Source organism: Thermovibrio guaymasensis (assembly GCF_003633715.1).
Classification (GTDB): Bacteria; Aquificota; Aquificia; order Desulfurobacteriales; family Desulfurobacteriaceae; genus Thermovibrio; species Thermovibrio guaymasensis.
Window position 1 is genome coordinate 64,707 of sequence record NZ_RBIE01000002.1, and the last position, 15,119, is coordinate 79,825.

At 43.1% G+C, this 15,119-nt stretch carries 16 protein-coding genes and 1 tRNA gene; 9 read left to right on the plus strand and 8 right to left on the minus strand.

Going from position 1 to position 15,119, the window contains the following annotated elements; translation table 11 throughout:
* The 6 genes from C7457_RS05465 to C7457_RS05490 are packed head-to-tail and all read left to right on the plus strand — an operon-like array spanning position 1 to position 5,271.
* Complete coding sequence (locus C7457_RS05465; protein ID WP_121170865.1) at positions 1-1,386, plus strand: phosphoglucomutase/phosphomannomutase family protein; 1,386 nt, start codon at positions 1-3, stop codon at positions 1,384-1,386.
* A 12-nt stretch (positions 1,387-1,398) separates the two neighbouring features.
* Complete coding sequence (locus tag C7457_RS05470) at positions 1,399-2,283, plus strand: KaiC domain-containing protein (RefSeq protein WP_121170867.1); 885 nt, start codon at positions 1,399-1,401, stop codon at positions 2,281-2,283.
* Positions 2,284-2,317: 34 nt separating this feature from the next.
* On the plus strand, positions 2,318-2,764 hold the full coding sequence (locus C7457_RS05475; protein WP_121170869.1) for a TIGR00725 family protein: 447 nt from the start codon (positions 2,318-2,320) through the stop codon (positions 2,762-2,764).
* Positions 2,718-3,965 carry a tetratricopeptide repeat protein gene (locus C7457_RS05480; RefSeq protein ID WP_147422184.1) on the plus strand — a complete coding sequence of 416 codons (1,248 nt, stop codon included), beginning with the start codon at positions 2,718-2,720 and terminating at the stop codon, positions 3,963-3,965. Before C7457_RS05475 ends, C7457_RS05480 begins: the two co-directional genes overlap by 47 nt.
* Complete coding sequence (locus C7457_RS05485) at positions 3,953-4,774, plus strand: hypothetical protein (RefSeq protein ID WP_121170873.1); 822 nt, start codon at positions 3,953-3,955, stop codon at positions 4,772-4,774. Before C7457_RS05480 ends, C7457_RS05485 begins: the two co-directional genes overlap by 13 nt.
* Positions 4,771-5,271, plus strand: coding sequence for a shikimate kinase (locus C7457_RS05490; RefSeq protein WP_121170875.1), 501 nt, complete (start codon positions 4,771-4,773; stop codon positions 5,269-5,271). The genes C7457_RS05485 and C7457_RS05490 overlap by 4 nt, the downstream gene beginning before the upstream one ends.
* On the opposite strand, the gene C7457_RS05495 is transcribed toward C7457_RS05490, so the two are convergent.
* The 3 genes from C7457_RS05495 to C7457_RS05505 are packed head-to-tail and all read right to left on the minus strand — an operon-like array spanning position 5,246 to position 8,647.
* On the minus strand, positions 5,246-6,154 hold the full coding sequence (locus C7457_RS05495) for a lysylphosphatidylglycerol synthase transmembrane domain-containing protein (RefSeq protein ID WP_121170877.1): 909 nt from the start codon (positions 6,152-6,154) through the stop codon (positions 5,246-5,248). The two genes, C7457_RS05490 and C7457_RS05495, sit on opposite strands and share 26 nt — an antisense overlap.
* The gene (locus tag C7457_RS05500) at positions 6,138-7,106 is read right to left on the minus strand and encodes a glycosyltransferase family 2 protein (RefSeq protein WP_121170879.1); all 969 of its coding nucleotides are present in this window, start codon (positions 7,104-7,106) and stop codon (positions 6,138-6,140) included. Before C7457_RS05500 ends, C7457_RS05495 begins: the two co-directional genes overlap by 17 nt.
* On the minus strand, positions 7,094-8,647 hold the full coding sequence (locus C7457_RS05505) for an ArnT family glycosyltransferase (RefSeq protein ID WP_121170881.1): 1,554 nt from the start codon (positions 8,645-8,647) through the stop codon (positions 7,094-7,096). Before C7457_RS05505 ends, C7457_RS05500 begins: the two co-directional genes overlap by 13 nt.
* 62 nt (positions 8,648-8,709) lie before the next feature.
* On the opposite strand from C7457_RS05505, the gene C7457_RS05510 reads away from it, so the two are divergent.
* Positions 8,710-8,964, plus strand: coding sequence for a hypothetical protein (locus C7457_RS05510; protein ID WP_121170883.1), 255 nt, complete (start codon positions 8,710-8,712; stop codon positions 8,962-8,964).
* Complete coding sequence (locus tag C7457_RS05515) at positions 8,945-10,555, plus strand: ArnT family glycosyltransferase (protein ID WP_121170885.1); 1,611 nt, start codon at positions 8,945-8,947, stop codon at positions 10,553-10,555. The genes C7457_RS05510 and C7457_RS05515 overlap by 20 nt, the downstream gene beginning before the upstream one ends.
* Here C7457_RS05515 and C7457_RS05520 read toward each other — a convergent pair.
* Genes C7457_RS05520 through proC form a run of 4 tightly spaced genes read right to left on the minus strand, consistent with a single transcriptional unit; the run spans position 10,452 to position 14,212 of the window.
* Entirely contained in the window at positions 10,452-11,261 is an 810-nt protein-coding gene (locus C7457_RS05520) for an SIR2 family NAD-dependent protein deacylase (protein ID WP_121170887.1), read from the minus strand. The genes C7457_RS05515 and C7457_RS05520 overlap by 104 nt on opposite strands.
* Positions 11,262-11,273: 12 nt before the next feature.
* A complete protein-coding gene (locus C7457_RS05525; RefSeq protein WP_121170889.1) occupies positions 11,274-12,605 on the minus strand; it encodes a TolC family protein in 1,332 nt (443 codons plus the stop codon).
* A 57-nt stretch (positions 12,606-12,662) separates the two neighbouring features.
* Positions 12,663-13,397: a UPF0280 family protein gene (locus C7457_RS05530; RefSeq protein ID WP_121170891.1), complete on the minus strand. Its 735-nt coding sequence runs from the start codon at positions 13,395-13,397 to the stop codon at positions 12,663-12,665.
* Positions 13,397-14,212, minus strand: coding sequence for a pyrroline-5-carboxylate reductase (proC, locus tag C7457_RS05535; protein ID WP_121170893.1), 816 nt, complete (start codon positions 14,210-14,212; stop codon positions 13,397-13,399). Before proC ends, C7457_RS05530 begins: the two co-directional genes overlap by 1 nt.
* A gap of 48 nt (positions 14,213-14,260) precedes the next feature.
* Between proC and C7457_RS05540 the strand changes: the two genes are divergently transcribed.
* Positions 14,261-14,347: transfer RNA gene (locus C7457_RS05540), tRNA-Leu, on the plus strand.
* 2 nt (positions 14,348-14,349) lie between these two features.
* On the opposite strand, the gene thiD is transcribed toward C7457_RS05540, so the two are convergent.
* A complete protein-coding gene (gene thiD / locus C7457_RS05545) occupies positions 14,350-15,075 on the minus strand; it encodes a bifunctional hydroxymethylpyrimidine kinase/phosphomethylpyrimidine kinase (protein WP_121170895.1) in 726 nt (241 codons plus the stop codon).
* Positions 15,076-15,119: the final 44 nt, after the last annotated feature.

Genomic DNA, 15,119 nt, shown 5'->3' on the forward strand with positions numbered 1-15,119 from the left:
ATGATAAAGTTTGGAACAGACGGCTGGAGAGGGGTAATCTCAAAGGACTTTACATTTGAGAACTTAAAGAGAGTGGCTGTAGCCCACGGGCTTGCCCTAAAGGAAGAAGGAGCCGAAAAAGTTGTTATAGGTTACGACTTAAGGTTTCTATCTGAAGAGTACGGGGATTTTGTAGCAAAAATACTTTCTGGAATGGGATTTGAGGTAGTCCTTTCAGATACTTTCTGCCCTACCCCTGCAGTTTCATACACAACAAAGTACGGGAAGTTCAACTCGGGAATCGTTATAACCGCATCCCACAACACAGGAAAGTACAACGGATACAAAGTAAAGGAAAGTTTCGGAGGAGCCGCAAGAACTCAGGTAACGAAGAAGATAGAGGATAAACTTCCTCAGGCCGAGAACTATCAGGTAGAGTTTGGAGAGTATAAAAAACAAGACCTAAATACCCCTTACGTTGAGGGAGTTAGAGGCCAACTGGAGCTCTCACTCTTTAATGAGAGGGAAGTAAAGATCGTCCACGACCCGATGTACGGGGCCCAGCAGGGGCTTATGTACAGAGCTCTCCTTGGAACGAAAGCTGAGGTAACAGAGATCCACGCTTACAGGGACCCACTCTTTGGTGGGAAACACCCCGAACCTATCGTTGAAAAGAACATAACTGGACTCATGGAGAAAGTTAGAGCCATTAAGGCTGACATAGGAATAGCAAACGACGGAGATGGAGACAGGGTAGGAATAGTTGACGAAAAGGGAAACTTCGTTAATTCACAGATAGTCTTTGCCCTCCTCCTCCTCCACGTACTTAGGAACAGGGGAATGAGAGAAGGAATCGTCGTCAAGACTGTAAGTTCAGGTTACTTGGTTGATAGAGTTTGCAGGAAGTTTGGAATAGAGCTCCTTGAAGTCCCTGTAGGTTTCAAAAACATATCAGAAGTTTTAGTAAAGGAGAGGGTACTCTTTGGGGGAGAGGAGAGCGGAGGTTACGCCCTAATAGATTACCTCCCTGAAAGGGACGGCCTCCTAATGGGACTTTTAATCGTTGAGAAGATGCTTGCCGAAGGTAAAACAGTTTCCCAGATGGTTGAGGAACTCTTCAAGGAGTTTGGAACGGCCTACTACAGGAGGATTGACCTACCGGTAAGTGAAGAGGAAAAAAGAGCTCTTGAGGAGCTCAAGGAGAACCCTCCAAAGGAGTGGAAGGGGTTAAAAGTAAAGAGAGTTCTAACTATTGACGGAATTAAAATAATATTTGAAAACGATTCATGGCTCCTGTTTAGGCCTTCGGGAACCGAACCGGTCTTTAGGGTCTATGCAGAGAGCCCTGATAAGAGGACTACTGAAGAACTCCTGAAGTGGGGAGTTTCACTGGTAAAAAAGAATTAGAGGAGGGAAGAGATGGCTGAACAGTATTCAGAGAGGAAACCACAGGTAATGAAGGACTACGTATACGTACTCGGAGAAGCAGTAAAGAAAGCTCCTGAACTAAGGGGAGTTCCAACTGGAGTAGAGGGGCTTGACAACCTCTTCTTCAAAGTTGAAATAGAGGATGGAAAGCCCGTTAGGAAACCCCTTGGAGGAATTCCAGAGTACGCCGTTGTAAACCTCACTGGGATGCCGGACACAGGTAAGAGCTTAATGGCAGAACAGTTTACGATAAAACAGGCCTCAATGGCTCAGAAAGTCTGTTTCGTCACAGTTGAGAGTCCAGCAAACTTCGTTGCAGCAGGCCTCAAGCAGAGAGCTACTGCAATGGGAGTAGACTTTGAGGAGATAGAGGACAACATCATCCTGATAGATGCGGCAAGCAACGCAAGGCTCAGGGACGATATTCCAACAATGCTTGATACCCTAGCCTACGTTTACAGAACCTACCATTGCCACAGAACGGTTATAGACTCTATAACCGGCCTGTACGAAGCAAAAGAAATGCTTGCACGCTCCATAGTTAGGGCGTTCTTCAACTTTATGAAGAAATGGTATCAAACAGCAATATTCGTCTCTCAAAAGAGGAGCGGTCACGATGAACTCTCAGCAGAGGCTGCAGGAGGGTACGCCGTAGGCCACATCGTTGACTGTTCAATGGTCCTATCAAAGGAAATCCTGCTATCTGCAAGCAGAGCAAGACTCTTTAAGAAGGAAGTAGGGGATATACTAAGACTCTTTAGAATTGACGGTTGCAGGCTCTGCGGTCACGATACAAGAATCCACCTAATGGAGATAAATGAACTAGGACTTGTGGAGATAAAAGAACCTTTAGTTGAATACTTAAGAAGGAAGTAGAAAAATACCCTCCTGGAGGGTTTAGGGGGTACATTTGAAAAAGGTTTCGGTTATAGGAGATGGAAACGTAAAACCAACTTCAGAAATCTACAGGGCGGCCTTTGAGGTTGGAAAAATTATAGGGAGTAGGGGAATTGTCCTAATCTGTGGAGGATTATTTGGAGTAATGGAGGCGGCCTGCAAGGGAGCAAAGGAGGGAGGAGGAATTACGGTTGGAATACTTCCACACTACGAAGATACATCTAACAGCTTCGTTGATATAAAAGTACAAACTGGAATGGGTCACGGAAGGAACGTTATAGTAGCTGCATCGGGTGATCCGGTTGTAGCGGTAGGGGGAAATTACGGAACTTTAAGTGAAATTGCCTTTGCCCTTAAACTAGGAAAGAGGGTAATAGGATTTAGGACGTGGGAAGTAGAAGGGATAGAGAACTATGAAGAAATGGTGGATTTTATTAGCGCTGTTGATAGGGCTCTTTAGTTTTTCAAAGGGGGAGGCTTCATCCTTAAAGGAGCTCCTAAACAAACTTGAGGATAACATAAGTAAGGGAGCTCCCCCCCAAGTAATTGAGAAAAACCTAAAGGAAATAGAAAATAAGAAGGCAAAGTATCCCATCTATCACATACCCGAACTAAACTACCTCATGAATAAAGAGGTTGAGAAGATTCCAAACACGGAAATTTCACTGATAAAGAAGACTCTATTCTACGTTGAACCGCTAAAAAGGGCTCTAAAAGCCACTATTTTCCTCTTCCTTTTTTATACTTTTATCTTCTACAGCCAACATTTAAAAATTGATCCAGAAAAGAGGAAGTACTTAACTCTTTCCCTTATACTGGTACTTACCCTACTTACCCTTACCAACTTTACCGCTGGATACTACTTCCTGTGTGGAGCAGGAACACTTTTAGCCCTTTTTCTAAAGAAAAGAAGAGCTGCAGTCATCCTGTTCTTAGCCTCTCTACTCTCAATATTTACAGTTGGCTTAAACAAAAACCTTTTTAACTACGTAAAATCTCCCCAGTTTCTCTATACAGTAAAGGTTAATAGGGATGGATACGCACCTCCCTATTTAATAAGCTCTGCTTTAAAAGAGCCGAACTACAGGAAGCTAGAACTCATAACTAACGACTTAGCTTTAGGGGAAATCAGATCCGCAAGTAAACTAAAGTCAATAAAGGTTAAAGACCCTTATTTACTCGGAATACTGTACAATGATTTAGGATATACCTATTTCTTGAAAGAAAACTATAGAAAAGCCCTTGAATTCTTCAAGAAAGCCAAAGAACATATTAACTCCCCTGAAGTCTTATTTAATTTATACATAACCTACTCTTCACTCCTAATGTTTGAGGAGGCCAACAGGATAAAGGAAGAACTCCTGAGTAAAAACATAGATATATCAAAAGCCTCCCCCACTCCCCTATTAATTCACGTTAAAGCACAAGAGCCTGAAATATCAATTCCTTACCTTTCAGTAATCTCTTACACCCTAGGACTCCTCTTAGCTTTCACGTTTAATAGGCTCGTAGGGTTAAATGACCGGCGAATTAACTCTGAAGTCCTCCAGATACTAGGTATGACTAGCTTTGCAAATTCTAAATACACTGTATTTATTCTGGTCTTCATACTCTCTTTAATACTTAACTCTATTTTAGGTAAACTGGTATGCAGTACATAAAAGGAAAACTAGCAAACTTAGAGGATCTACTCATACTGATTGACGTACTAAAGGAGAAAAAGGGGGAAGTTAGGCTCCATTTTCCCTATCAAAGTGAAGAAGTATCCATTTGTTTTGACGGGAATTCGTTTTACTTATCAGATAGATTTAAACTAATAAAGCTTTTAGAGAAATGGATAACAACGAACATACAACCAATCTTTGAGTTATTTGAGGAAGAAGGCTGCTCCACAAACCAAGAGATAGAAGAAGAAAAGCTTGTAGAAATTATAAAGAACCCAATCCTAAAGGAAGTTAGGAGAATACCGGAAGTTTTTGAGATAACCAAACTGGAGACAACGAACCTTCCTCCTTTCTTAGTGGCACACTGGAAAACTAAAACTCCCATAAATAGGGAAGAAATCTACAAACATGGATACACCCTTTCTGACTTAGTAAAGTCCCTTGAAAGTGGCCTTTTAGAGATAAAATCTTTTAAGACCACTGAAAGTTTACCCTTTAAGCTTAGACTTTTCCTAACATCACTGGCTCTAATATGCATAGTGTACCTTGTTCTTCCAATAAACTTTACTCAGTTTAACAGGTTAAAAGTTGAAGAAGCTATCAACTGGGCGCTAAGGGAGAAAGTTTTAGGAGTTGAAGGTAAGAGAAAACTACCGGTAAAGGGATGCTTTAAGACAAAATTCTACCTAATTGACGATAAAGTTATTAACTCTGGAATTGACGGAATCGTAGGAACAGCAGACGACAAAGTTATTAAACTACCAAGAGAAGGCTATAAACCTACTTTCGCGGTGCCCGTCAAATGAAGGTAACTTTAATTGGATTTATGGGTTCAGGTAAAAGTACTGTAGGAAAGGAACTTTCAAAACTCTTAGGCTTTCCCTTTACTGACCTTGACGATTTAATAGTCAAAAAAGTAGGAATGAGTATTCCGGAAATTTTTAAAGCTTTCGGAGAAGAGAAGTTTAGGGAAATAGAGAGCTCCCTCCTAAAGGAAGTCCTACTTAAAAAGAGTGAACTTATACTCTCTACAGGAGGAGGAACTCCCGCCTATAAAGACAACGTAAAAGTAATTAACCAACTCTCAAAGTCAGTTTTCCTAAAAACTCCCTTTGAAACCCTCTGGGAAAGGATTTCTAAGGACAAGAACAGACCACTAACAAAACTCGGGAAAGAGGGACTGCTGGAACTCTACACGAAGAGACTTCCTTACTACGAAAGGGCCCACCTCATCGTTGAATGTGAAGGAAAGAAACCTAAAGAGATTGCAGAGGAAATTATCTATAAACTCTCTTTAACCTAAATTGAAGGTACACCCACCCGGCAAGAGCAAGTAGGCCAGACATAACCAAGAGAATAACGTGAAAGTAAAAGGCAACAGTAAGGGCATAGCTAGTCTTTACTCCAAGGAGCTTAAATCCTCCAACAAGACCAGCTTCGTAAGTTCCAAACCCTCCGATACTGTGAACCGGGAGGACTGTGGTAATCTCTCCGAAGGTGGAAACGAAAACCGTTTGAAAGAAGTTAAGGTTAACTCCAGCCGCTCTTAATATAAAATAAAAGGATGAGAACTTAAAAAGCCAGGTTAAAAGGGAGTAGAGCGCTATTAGAGAAAGCTTCCTGGTAGATACAAACTGATTAAAGAAGTAAAAGAGAGCTCCTATAACAAAAAACCTATTTCTCAGCATCTTAAGTAGTTTAAGGGCTAAAACCAAGACAAGTGTAACAGCCAAGATAGAAACCAGAGGAATCAGAAGGAGCTTCCTCTCATGAGATGCAACCACGAGGGAAGAAATTAGAAAGAGGAAAGAGAGGGAGATAAGGTCAAGGAGGCGGGCAAAGAGAAGAGCTCCTGAAGATATGGAGAGCTCAACGCCAAAGAATTTCTTGAGAATTATCGGAAAGGAAGCCTCCCCTGAACGGAAAGGAAAGACGTTATTGAAGAAAGTGTGAACTGCCATAACGGCAGTAAGGTCTTTAGTGGAAATCTGAGGGAACATAACGGTAAAACGCTTTGCCCTAAAGAAGTAAGTTGATACGTAAAGGAGGAGAGAGATAAAGAGAAGGAGAGGATCTAAATTAGAAACTATCTGTTCAAGATTTGAAAAAACTCTATACTCGTATAGAAAGTAAATGAAAATTAAAAGAATTAAGAAGGAAACCGTTAAACTACTGCTCTTCTTCAACGTTTATAAGTCTCCTTATTACGTAAGGTCTCTTATCCTGTGACTCGTAGTAAATCCTCATAAGGACTTCACTGATTATACCGGCGGTAAACATCTGTATTCCGGCAAGTATAAAGAGAACTGAAATTATAAGAAGAGGCCTATTACCTATTGAATGGCCGGTCAACTTTAGAAGAATCAAGTAAACAAAAGGGAAAAATCCGGCTAAAAAGAGAACCAGTCCGATAAAACCGAAAAAGTGTATAGGTTTCTGCATAAACTTCTTTAAGAACCAGATAAAGAACAGGTCTGAAATTACCTTAAAGGTCCTTGAAATACCGTACTTTGACTTCCCATAGATTCTCGGATGGTGCTTTACAGGGATCTCAACAATTTTATCGGTAGAAGTAACCGTAGACGCTAAGGCGGGAATAAAGCGGTGAAGCTCACCGTAAAGGCGAACTCTCTTTATAACGCTACTTCTGTAAGCCTTAAGAGTACATCCGTAGTCATGAATTTCAACTCCCGTTAACTTTCCTATTAACCAGTTGGCTATCTTTGAAGGAAGCTTCCTGCTTATCGCCGCATCCTTCCTATTTTTCCTCCAGCCGCTTACAACGTCATACCCTTCCTCTATCTTCTCAAGGAGGCGGGGAATATCCTCCGGGTCGTTCTGAAGGTCTCCATCCATAGTTACTATTACGTCCCCTGTCGCATAGTCCATCCCGGCAGCCATCGCAGCAGTCTGGCCAAAGTTCCTGGAAAACTCAATTACCTTAACCTTCTTATCCTTTTTGGCAATTTCCCTTAACTTATCCCTCGTACCGTCAGTACTCCCATCGTCTACGAAGATAATCTCGTAGTCCTGAGGGAGCTCCTCAAGAACTCTCTTTAGCTTCTCGTAGAGGATTGGAACGTTCTCTACTTCGTTATAAACAGGAATGACTACGGAAACTTTCCTTATCTCCTCCATTCCTTTAACTCCCTGTTAGAAATTACAACGATTGAGTGGTTAGTAATGAGTTCTCTCTTCTTGTCAAGGAGGACGTAGTTCACACCCTTTAGCTTCTTCAACCTATTTTCCCTAGTAACTATAACGGCAGGTTCACCAGACTTTAGAAGCTCCTCCACCCTATCCCTATTTAAGTCTTCCAACTTGCCCAACCTGTAGTAGTAGATAATTTCAGGACTGGTATAGTCAAAGAAGGCTACCTTACACTCAGGACACACCTTCTTTAAACTCCTAAGTGCCTTACCAACCTGGGGCTTTGCCCTAAAAGGCTCAAGGGAGGGAAGGGCAACCCACTTAAAGAGAAGCATTCCTGAAAGGAAACCGTAAGCAAGGGGCCTGTAGTCGTTAAACTTGATAGATAGGAAACCTCCAGCCAGAGGGAAGAGTAGGAAGAGAGCTCCCCAAAGCGGCCACCCTTTATAGAACCAAAAGCCAAAACCTGCTACCGATAGAATTATCAAAAGGCCCCCCGTGATCAGGTAGGGTAACCTCTCCTTAAACTTTAAGAGGTACCAGCCAACAATAACGCTAAAGGCAGGAAAGGAGGGAAGTAGGTAGTGGGCAAGCTTTGTGTGGGCAATCTGGAAGAAGAGGAAAACTGTGAAGAACCAGACAATTGAAAAATTAAGAAGAGGCTCAGTAATAGATTCTTTACTCTTAAAGGCCCTATAGAGGGCAAATGGAAAAATAAAGGACCAAGGTAGGTAGAGCCAGAAGTAGTTGGCAATGTAGTACCACCACTGGGTTGGGTGACCTGGAATTTTCCCGGTAAACCTGTGGATGTTGTGAAAGACTATAAAGTCCATGAAGAAGTCTCTTCCGTGTTTAGCTAAAATTGCTCCGTACCATGGGAGAACAACTGCAAAGTAGATTAGGAAGCCAGAAACCCAAGGAATATCCCTTAGGGTCTTCAGTAAATCCCTCCTTAAGACTAAAAAGACAACAGCAATCAAACCTGGAAGGGCAAGGCCAACAGGTCCCTTAGTTAAAGTGGCAAGACCTGAAAAGAGAAAGGCAAGCCTATACCAGTTCTTACTCCTACTTACGTAGCCTTCAAAGAAGGAAATTAGAGAAGCTGCTATAAAGAAGGTTAGAACAACGTCAGGCATTGCAACTGAGGACATAACTATAAAATCCAAGCTCGTAAGGAGAACTAAAGATGAGACAAAGGCCAGGTCTTCTCCTTCCCTCCTCCTAAGCCACCAGAAGAGAAGGATTACAGTAAGGACACCAAAGATAGAAACAAAGAAGCGCCCTCCAAACTCGTTAACTCCAAAAAGCTTATAACCTAGACTTATAAGCCAATAGATGAGGACCGGTTTATCAAACCTATACTCGTAGTTGTAGTAAGGAGTAATGAAGTCTCCGTTTTTCACCATCTCCCAAGCGGCCTCTAAGTACTTAGGCTCATCTTTATCAAAGGCACTGTAGAGACCGTTGGGAAGTAAAAGGAGAGTTAAGGACGCTAACAGGATAAATAGGAACTTCCTGCTCTTAACCATATTTAGTAAACTCCTCAAAACTGCTAAATTCGGCTATCTATTCTATACTGAAGGAGGAAGTTTTGAAAGAGTACAAAAGGCTCTTAAAGTGCTCAACCTGTGGAAACGTTGGAGAGTGCACCTACCTAGGCTCAAGGAACGTTAACCAAGAGGGAGAGGTCTCAGATATAGTGGGAGAGAAGGAGATGTGGATAAGTTACTTCAGGTGCCCTAACTGTGGTTCAATTGAAGTTGAGTTCCATCCCGTTGGGGAAAAGCCGGACGTTCCAAGAGAACACTTTAAAGAGGTAAAGGCCAGTGAAGGAAAGGGAAAGTGAGTTTTTAAAGTGGTTCTTAATCTTCCTCTTTTTAGCCTTTTTAATAAACATCGGTGTTTTAGTCTTAATCCATGAGGAGCCGAGGAGGGGAATAATTACCTTTGAAATGCTAAAGAGTCAAAACTTCCTCCAGCCTACAGTTTTAGGAGAACCCTACTATAAGAAACCTCCCCTTCACAACTGGATTCTAGCCTTCTTTTCCTTGATCTTAGGAGGTGTTAAGGAAATTTCCCTCAGACTTCCTTCTTCAATAGCTGTAATACTCACAAGTTTAGTAATCTTCATAACTGGAAGGAAGTTAGTAGGGAAGAAAGGAGCCCTAGCGGGAGCTCTCATCTACCCGACGTTCTTCATAGTCTTAATTGGATACGGAACGAAATGTGAGCCTGATACTCTCTTTACACTCCTTGTATCAACTGCTTCCCTACTTTGGCTCTACTTTATGGAGGGAGAGAGGAAACTCTTAGCTTGGACTTTAGGCTACACTTTCACAGCTTTAGCCCTCTTAACTAAAGGCCTTCCTGGGATCCAGTTTTTCCTCGTAACTGTTATATCCTACGGCATTGTAACTGGAAAGTGGAGAGAGCTCCTAAGCAGAGAGAACCTATTCGGAGCTCTTGTTGGACTCTCCCCCTTCATCCTATGGCTACTTGCAGTTAAGAGCGACGTTGCAGTTAAAACCCTCTTTTCCGAAGTTATCTCAAGGGCTCCCAGAAAAGTTCCTCTAATAAAAGCAGTAAAGAACTACTTAAGCTTTCCACTCAGACTAGTATCTGCAACTGTTCCCTGGTCGTTAGTTCTCCTTTACTACGGGTACAAAAGGAAGCTAAAACTCAACCTAGGTAAAGCAGAAAAGGTCTTAATAACGGCCTTCCTAATAGATAGCTTAATCTATTGGCTCTTCCCGGGAAGTCGGCTAAGGTACCTAATGCCGGCCCTTCCTCTCCTTTCAATTGTAATTGGGGCTTTACTTAGAGAAGTTCAAATTCTCCACAAAAGGGCTAAAGAGGTTCTAAGGTTTACGGCAGAGGTTGTAGTCTTAGTCGGAATAGTCGGAGGGGTTATTGCCTCCAAGAACCCTTCGTTAACTCTCAAGGAAACCTTAATTTTTATCCTCTTCCTCTACGGAGTATACTTCTTCCTTGCTCCTAGGCTTAACATTACAAGAGTCGTCTTCCTCTGGGCCGTCCTAATGCTCATCTTCAGGGGCTTTTACAGTTCCTACTTCCTACCCATCGCCCAGAATAAGTACCCTCCAGTAAGGGAAGTTGCAGAAGAAGTAGTGAACGACTCAAAGGGCTTCAAACTGTACACAAAAACAAAATACCTTCAGCTAGACTTCTACGTTGAGAGGGGAAGGAACGAGATTCTGAAGTTTACAGAGAACCCACCGGCAGACTCCCTCTTCATTACCCAGAGGAAAGAGGGAAACGTACTGAAGGAATACAGGCTGGGAAAACACACCTTCTACCTATCCTCCTACTCAATTAGGGAGCTCCCAACAAAGAGACAATCTGGGGAAGAACTTCAGAAGCAGAACCCCGAAAAACGAAATCGCAGTAAGGAGAAATCGGAGTCTCTTCAGGGTTAACTTCAACTAAGACGGCTCCAGACCTCTTGGCCAAAAGGGGAATAGAGGCTGCAGGCTGAACGAGGGCAGAGGTCCCAACCGAAAAGAATACGTCGCTCTCTGAAGCAAAGGAAAAGGCCCTCTCAAGGGCCTCTTCAGGCAAACTCTCCCCAAACCAGACCACACCTGGCCCTACTATACTCTTACACGTTAAGCACTCTGGAAGGTTCCCCTTATCAACTTCTGAAAACACCTTCTCCTTAAGCTCTTCCTCGGTTATTGAGGAAAGGAATCCCCTACTTGAAAAGGGCCAGAGGGATGAAAACTCCTCCTCCAAATAGAGCCTTCCACAGGAACGACACTTACCCTGAAAGATGTTGCCGTGGAGCTCCACAAATTTCTTAGAACCAGCTAGTCTGTGAAGGCCGTCAACGTTCTGGGTAATAAGTAGAAAACCGGGAAACAAGTTCTCCATTTCTGCAACTGCGTAGTGTCCAGGATTTGGCCTTGCCTTAGAAATCAGGTGCATCCTCCAGAGGTACCACTTCCAGACTAGCTTGGGATTCCTTAAAAAGGCCTCATAAGTTGCAAGCTCGGTAGGATCAAACCTGTTCCAGAGGCCGTCCTTACCCCTAAAGGTTGGAATTCCGCTCTCTGCACTTATTCCAGCGCCAGTTAAAACACCAACCTTACCGGCCCTTTTTAAAACCTCAACAATTCCCTTCAAAGCTCTACCACACTAATTAACTAGCTCCGTGTATTTTGATGGTAACTCTCCAGTAGAGTAGTAAATCTCTGCTACTGCTAAAGAGTAGGCCGAAAGGGCAGCCACGAAAGCACTCCTTGCCCTATTTAGGGCAGTTTGGGTGTCAAGGAGCTCTGTAATGTTTGCAACTCCGTTTCTGTACCTCTTCTCAACAATCCTTAAGCTCTCCTGTGCAGATTCAAGGGCTGCCCTTGCAAGGTCAACCCTCTTTTTGGCGGATATAAAGTGATAGTAGGCTTGAGAAACCTCAAAGGCTATTCCCTTCTCTGCCCTCTCTTTAAACTCCTTCACCTTAAGCTGAGATATCCTGCTCTTCCTCAGCCGGTAGAACTTCTGCCCACCGCTAAATAGGTTTAAAGATGCAGAAAAGCCAAAAGCCCAGCTTGAGTTTTCCTTGTTCCAAGGAGCTGTATCGTCTGCCATAAAGAGATTTCCAAAGGCTCCAACGTGGGGCAGAAAGTCGGCCTTTGCCATCCTCTCCATGTCCTCTGTCTGCTCAAGGCGAACTTCCAGCTCCTTAAGCTCAGGTCTGTTCTTGAGGGCCCTTTCAATTAAATCGTCAAGGTTAAATGAGTATTCCCTGTAGGTTAAATCTCCATCAACAGAGGTAGAACCTTTTGGAAACTCACCCATAGCGACCTTTAAAGCCCTTAGAGCTATTTCATAGTTACTCTTTGCCTTTACAAGGTTCTCTTCCATCTGTTCAAGGTAAACTTTAGCCCTTAGAACGTCCGACTTAAGCCCTAAACCTGCTCTATAGACGGTTTTAGCGTCCCTTAAGTGCTTTTCAGCATCCCTAACTGCAAGCTGTGCAGTCTCAACGAAGGCCTTTGCAGTTAAAACCCCGTAGTAGGCCTTAACAACGTCGAAAACAACTTGATTCTTACTCTTCTTTACCTGTTCCTCCGTAGCCTTTAGCTCTTTCTCTGCAAGGTCAACGGCAATCCTTAGTTTCCCTCCGTACCATATTGGAACTTTAGCCTTAAGTCCAGTTTTAAAGAGCTGATACTTAGCCGGGTCGTTAAAGTTAGTTCCCATCATATCCAACTTCTTAACTTCCATCCTGTTCATAATGGCGTAAGGTGGATCAGTCGTCTTATTGTACTCGGTATAAAGCTCCAGCGATGGAAGTAACCTTGCCTTTGCACTCTTTACGTCGTAGAACTTCTCCTTAACCTCTATCCTCTTTACCCTTAAAAGGTTGTTCTTCTCAAGTGCAGTCTTAACCGCCTCCTCTAAGGTTAAGGCGTAGGAACTCCCAAAGCTCAAAATTGAAAGGAAAACAGAGAGAAGCCTTATTTTCATCTTTCTCCTCTTAATTCAAATATTGCGATTAATTTATACTGTTAAGGAAGTTTCCAGTCAAGCAGGTTCAATTAGAACGGGCTTTAAGTTCCCCTTAATGACGAACTTTCCATCTATAAATACCAAAGCTCCTTCAACATCCAGCTCGTTAAGTCTCCTTAAAGCATCTTCAGGAGAAGTTGAGTTTCCCAAATAGGTAGCACAACAGTCGCTGAAAACCGGGTCCCTTGATAGAACTGTAGCCGACTGAACCCTACCTAGACTTAGAGAGTGGCCAAACTTACTGGAAGAAGTTGAAAGCCCCCATTCACCCGGAGGAACTAAAATACCGAACTTCCCGTCAAATTTAGGGTTCATGCTTATAAGGAGTGAGAGGGTTTCCTCCTCCCTTTTTATAAAGAGATCACCACCATTTTCTATTATGAACTGGTTAACTCCCATCTCCTCCAGTTTCCTACCTACAAAGAGGTTTACAGCTCCAGCAACTCCCGCCATCGGACCAACCCCACACTTTCTACACTCAACTGCCATCTTCCTAACAACCTTTGGGGCAATAGGTTCAACTTCAACTGGAGTTAAAGAGGTAAAGAACTCCTCCTTAGAGCTCCCGTAAACTTCTATCTGGGAACGGAGCTCCACTACAAACTCTGAAATCCCTTCCCTCAAATCGGGAGAGTAAAGGCTTTCAGGAACGGCAATCCAGAGGTCACTCTCTCCGGCTATAACCTCAAAGGATTTAAAGCCCTTAGGGTTTTGAAATCTCCTGTAATACCTCTTCTCAGGCCTTACCATTACATCTCTTCTACCAGTTTTGAAATCTCCTTGGAGCGTTCAGTAGCCCTCTTTACAGCCTCAATAAATGCAAAGCGGGCACCCTTTTCCTCAAGGACTGAAAGCCCCTCAATCGTCGTTCCGGCAGGGGATGAGACCTTGTCCTTTAAAACCTCCGGGTGTTCATCCCTTGACATGGAAGCACACCCCTCAAGGACCTGAAAGGCTATCTCCTTTGAAATCTCTCTACTCAAACCGACCCTTACGCCTGCATCGCTTAAAGCCTCTATAAGGAGGAAAATAAAGGCTGGGGAACTTCCGGCAGCTCCGGTAAAGGCATCAAAGAGGTTCTCCGAAAGTGAGTAAACCTTTCCCGTTGCCTCTAAGAGCCTCTTTATTCTCTCTACCTCTTCCTCCAAAAGCCTTTTGTTCTCACAGAAGGCAATTACCCCCTTCCTAACCTTTACCAAAATGTTCGGCATAATCCTCACTATCTTCTTATCATCTCCGATTACCTGCTCAATCTTCCTTATAGGGTAGCCGGCTGCCATTGAGACAACTATCTGAGCGGCAGTTACAGTGTCCTTAATTTCCTCTAAAACGGAAGTCAAAACTTGAGGCTTAACGGCTAAAAAGATCACGTCACTGTTAAGAACAACGTCAACGTTTCTCTTAAAGGTCTTTACTCCAAACTTCTCTTGGAGCTCCTTTAATCTTGATTCATTAACGTCAGATACGCAGACCATGCTGGGCAAAATAAGCTCCTCTCCAACGAAGGCTCCAATAAAGGCTTCAGCCATGTTTCCACCACCGATAAATCCAATCCTCAAATTCATAGTTCCTCCATTTAAAGAAAAATTTCCTATATTATAGTTTGCAAACTTGCCCGGGTGGCGGAACTGGCAGACGCGGGGGACTCAAAATCCCCTGGCCGCAAGGCCGTGCGGGTTCAAGTCCCGCCCCGGGCACCAATCTAAAACTCAGGATAGAGTTGCCCTCCTCCAGATAACTCAAAGGAACTTTCCCTATATCCGCCAACAAACTCTACTGCTACTTTAAAAGCTTCATCAACTTTAAACCCTTTAGAAAGGAGAGATAAAAAGGAGGAAGAAAAGGCACAGCCGGTTCCCCTCACCACTCTGCTATCCTTTTTGTGAACAAACTTTTCCACCAATTTACCATTAACGATTAAGAGGTCTTCAACCTCTTTTTCGCCTTTGGGAGCTCCTTTCACTACCAGAACTCTTTCTTTAAAAACTTCTCCAAAAGACGGCTCAAGCCTTTTAAATTCTGAGTAATTAGGAGTTATCACCGTGGAAACTTCAATTAGAGGAGCTATAGCCTTTAAGTCCTCAACGAACTCCTTCCCAAAGGTCGGAGCTAAAACGGGGTCAAAAACAACCGGAACGCCTAATTTACCTATTCTTTCGGCTATTTTCCGATTTACCTTTTCTTCTCTGTGAGGTAACCCCAACTTTACCCCTTTAACGGGAATTTCCTCAAGAACAGCGTCAAGCTGCTCTAATAAAAAATCACCTTCAACGAAATCAACTTCCTTTACTCCCTTTGTATTCTGAACTGTATTCGCCGTTATTACTGCACACCCTAGAAAGCCAAAGTGGCGAAAGGTTGCATAGTCCCTTAAGATTCCGGCCCCTCCGGTCGGGTCAAATCCGGCAATGGAAAGGAGAAAGTCCATCACAATACCTCCAGAAATTAAAGATATAATTAGCCCACAAAATA

What these genes read in the sequence shown, in the direction of transcription:
- thiD (WP_121170895.1), bottom strand. Translation starts at nt 15,075, where the DNA reads ATGGACTTTCTCCTTTCCATTGCCGGATTTGACCCGACCGGAGGGGCC.
- proC (WP_121170893.1), bottom strand. Translation starts at nt 14,212, where the DNA reads ATGAATTTGAGGATTGGATTTATCGGTGGTGGAAACATGGCTGAAGCC.
- C7457_RS05500 (WP_121170879.1), bottom strand. Translation starts at nt 7,106, where the DNA reads ATGGAGGAGATAAGGAAAGTTTCCGTAGTCATTCCTGTTTATAACGAA.
- C7457_RS05490 (WP_121170875.1), top strand. Translation starts at nt 4,771, where the DNA reads ATGAAGGTAACTTTAATTGGATTTATGGGTTCAGGTAAAAGTACTGTA.
- C7457_RS05480 (WP_147422184.1), top strand. Translation starts at nt 2,718, where the DNA reads ATGAAGAAATGGTGGATTTTATTAGCGCTGTTGATAGGGCTCTTTAGT.
- C7457_RS05505 (WP_121170881.1), bottom strand. Translation starts at nt 8,647, where the DNA reads ATGGTTAAGAGCAGGAAGTTCCTATTTATCCTGTTAGCGTCCTTAACT.
- C7457_RS05485 (WP_121170873.1), top strand. Translation starts at nt 3,953, where the DNA reads ATGCAGTACATAAAAGGAAAACTAGCAAACTTAGAGGATCTACTCATA.
- C7457_RS05470 (WP_121170867.1), top strand. Translation starts at nt 1,399, where the DNA reads ATGGCTGAACAGTATTCAGAGAGGAAACCACAGGTAATGAAGGACTAC.
- C7457_RS05465 (WP_121170865.1), top strand. Translation starts at nt 1, where the DNA reads ATGATAAAGTTTGGAACAGACGGCTGGAGAGGGGTAATCTCAAAGGAC.
- C7457_RS05530 (WP_121170891.1), bottom strand. Translation starts at nt 13,397, where the DNA reads ATGGTAAGGCCTGAGAAGAGGTATTACAGGAGATTTCAAAACCCTAAG.
- C7457_RS05525 (WP_121170889.1), bottom strand. Translation starts at nt 12,605, where the DNA reads ATGAAAATAAGGCTTCTCTCTGTTTTCCTTTCAATTTTGAGCTTTGGG.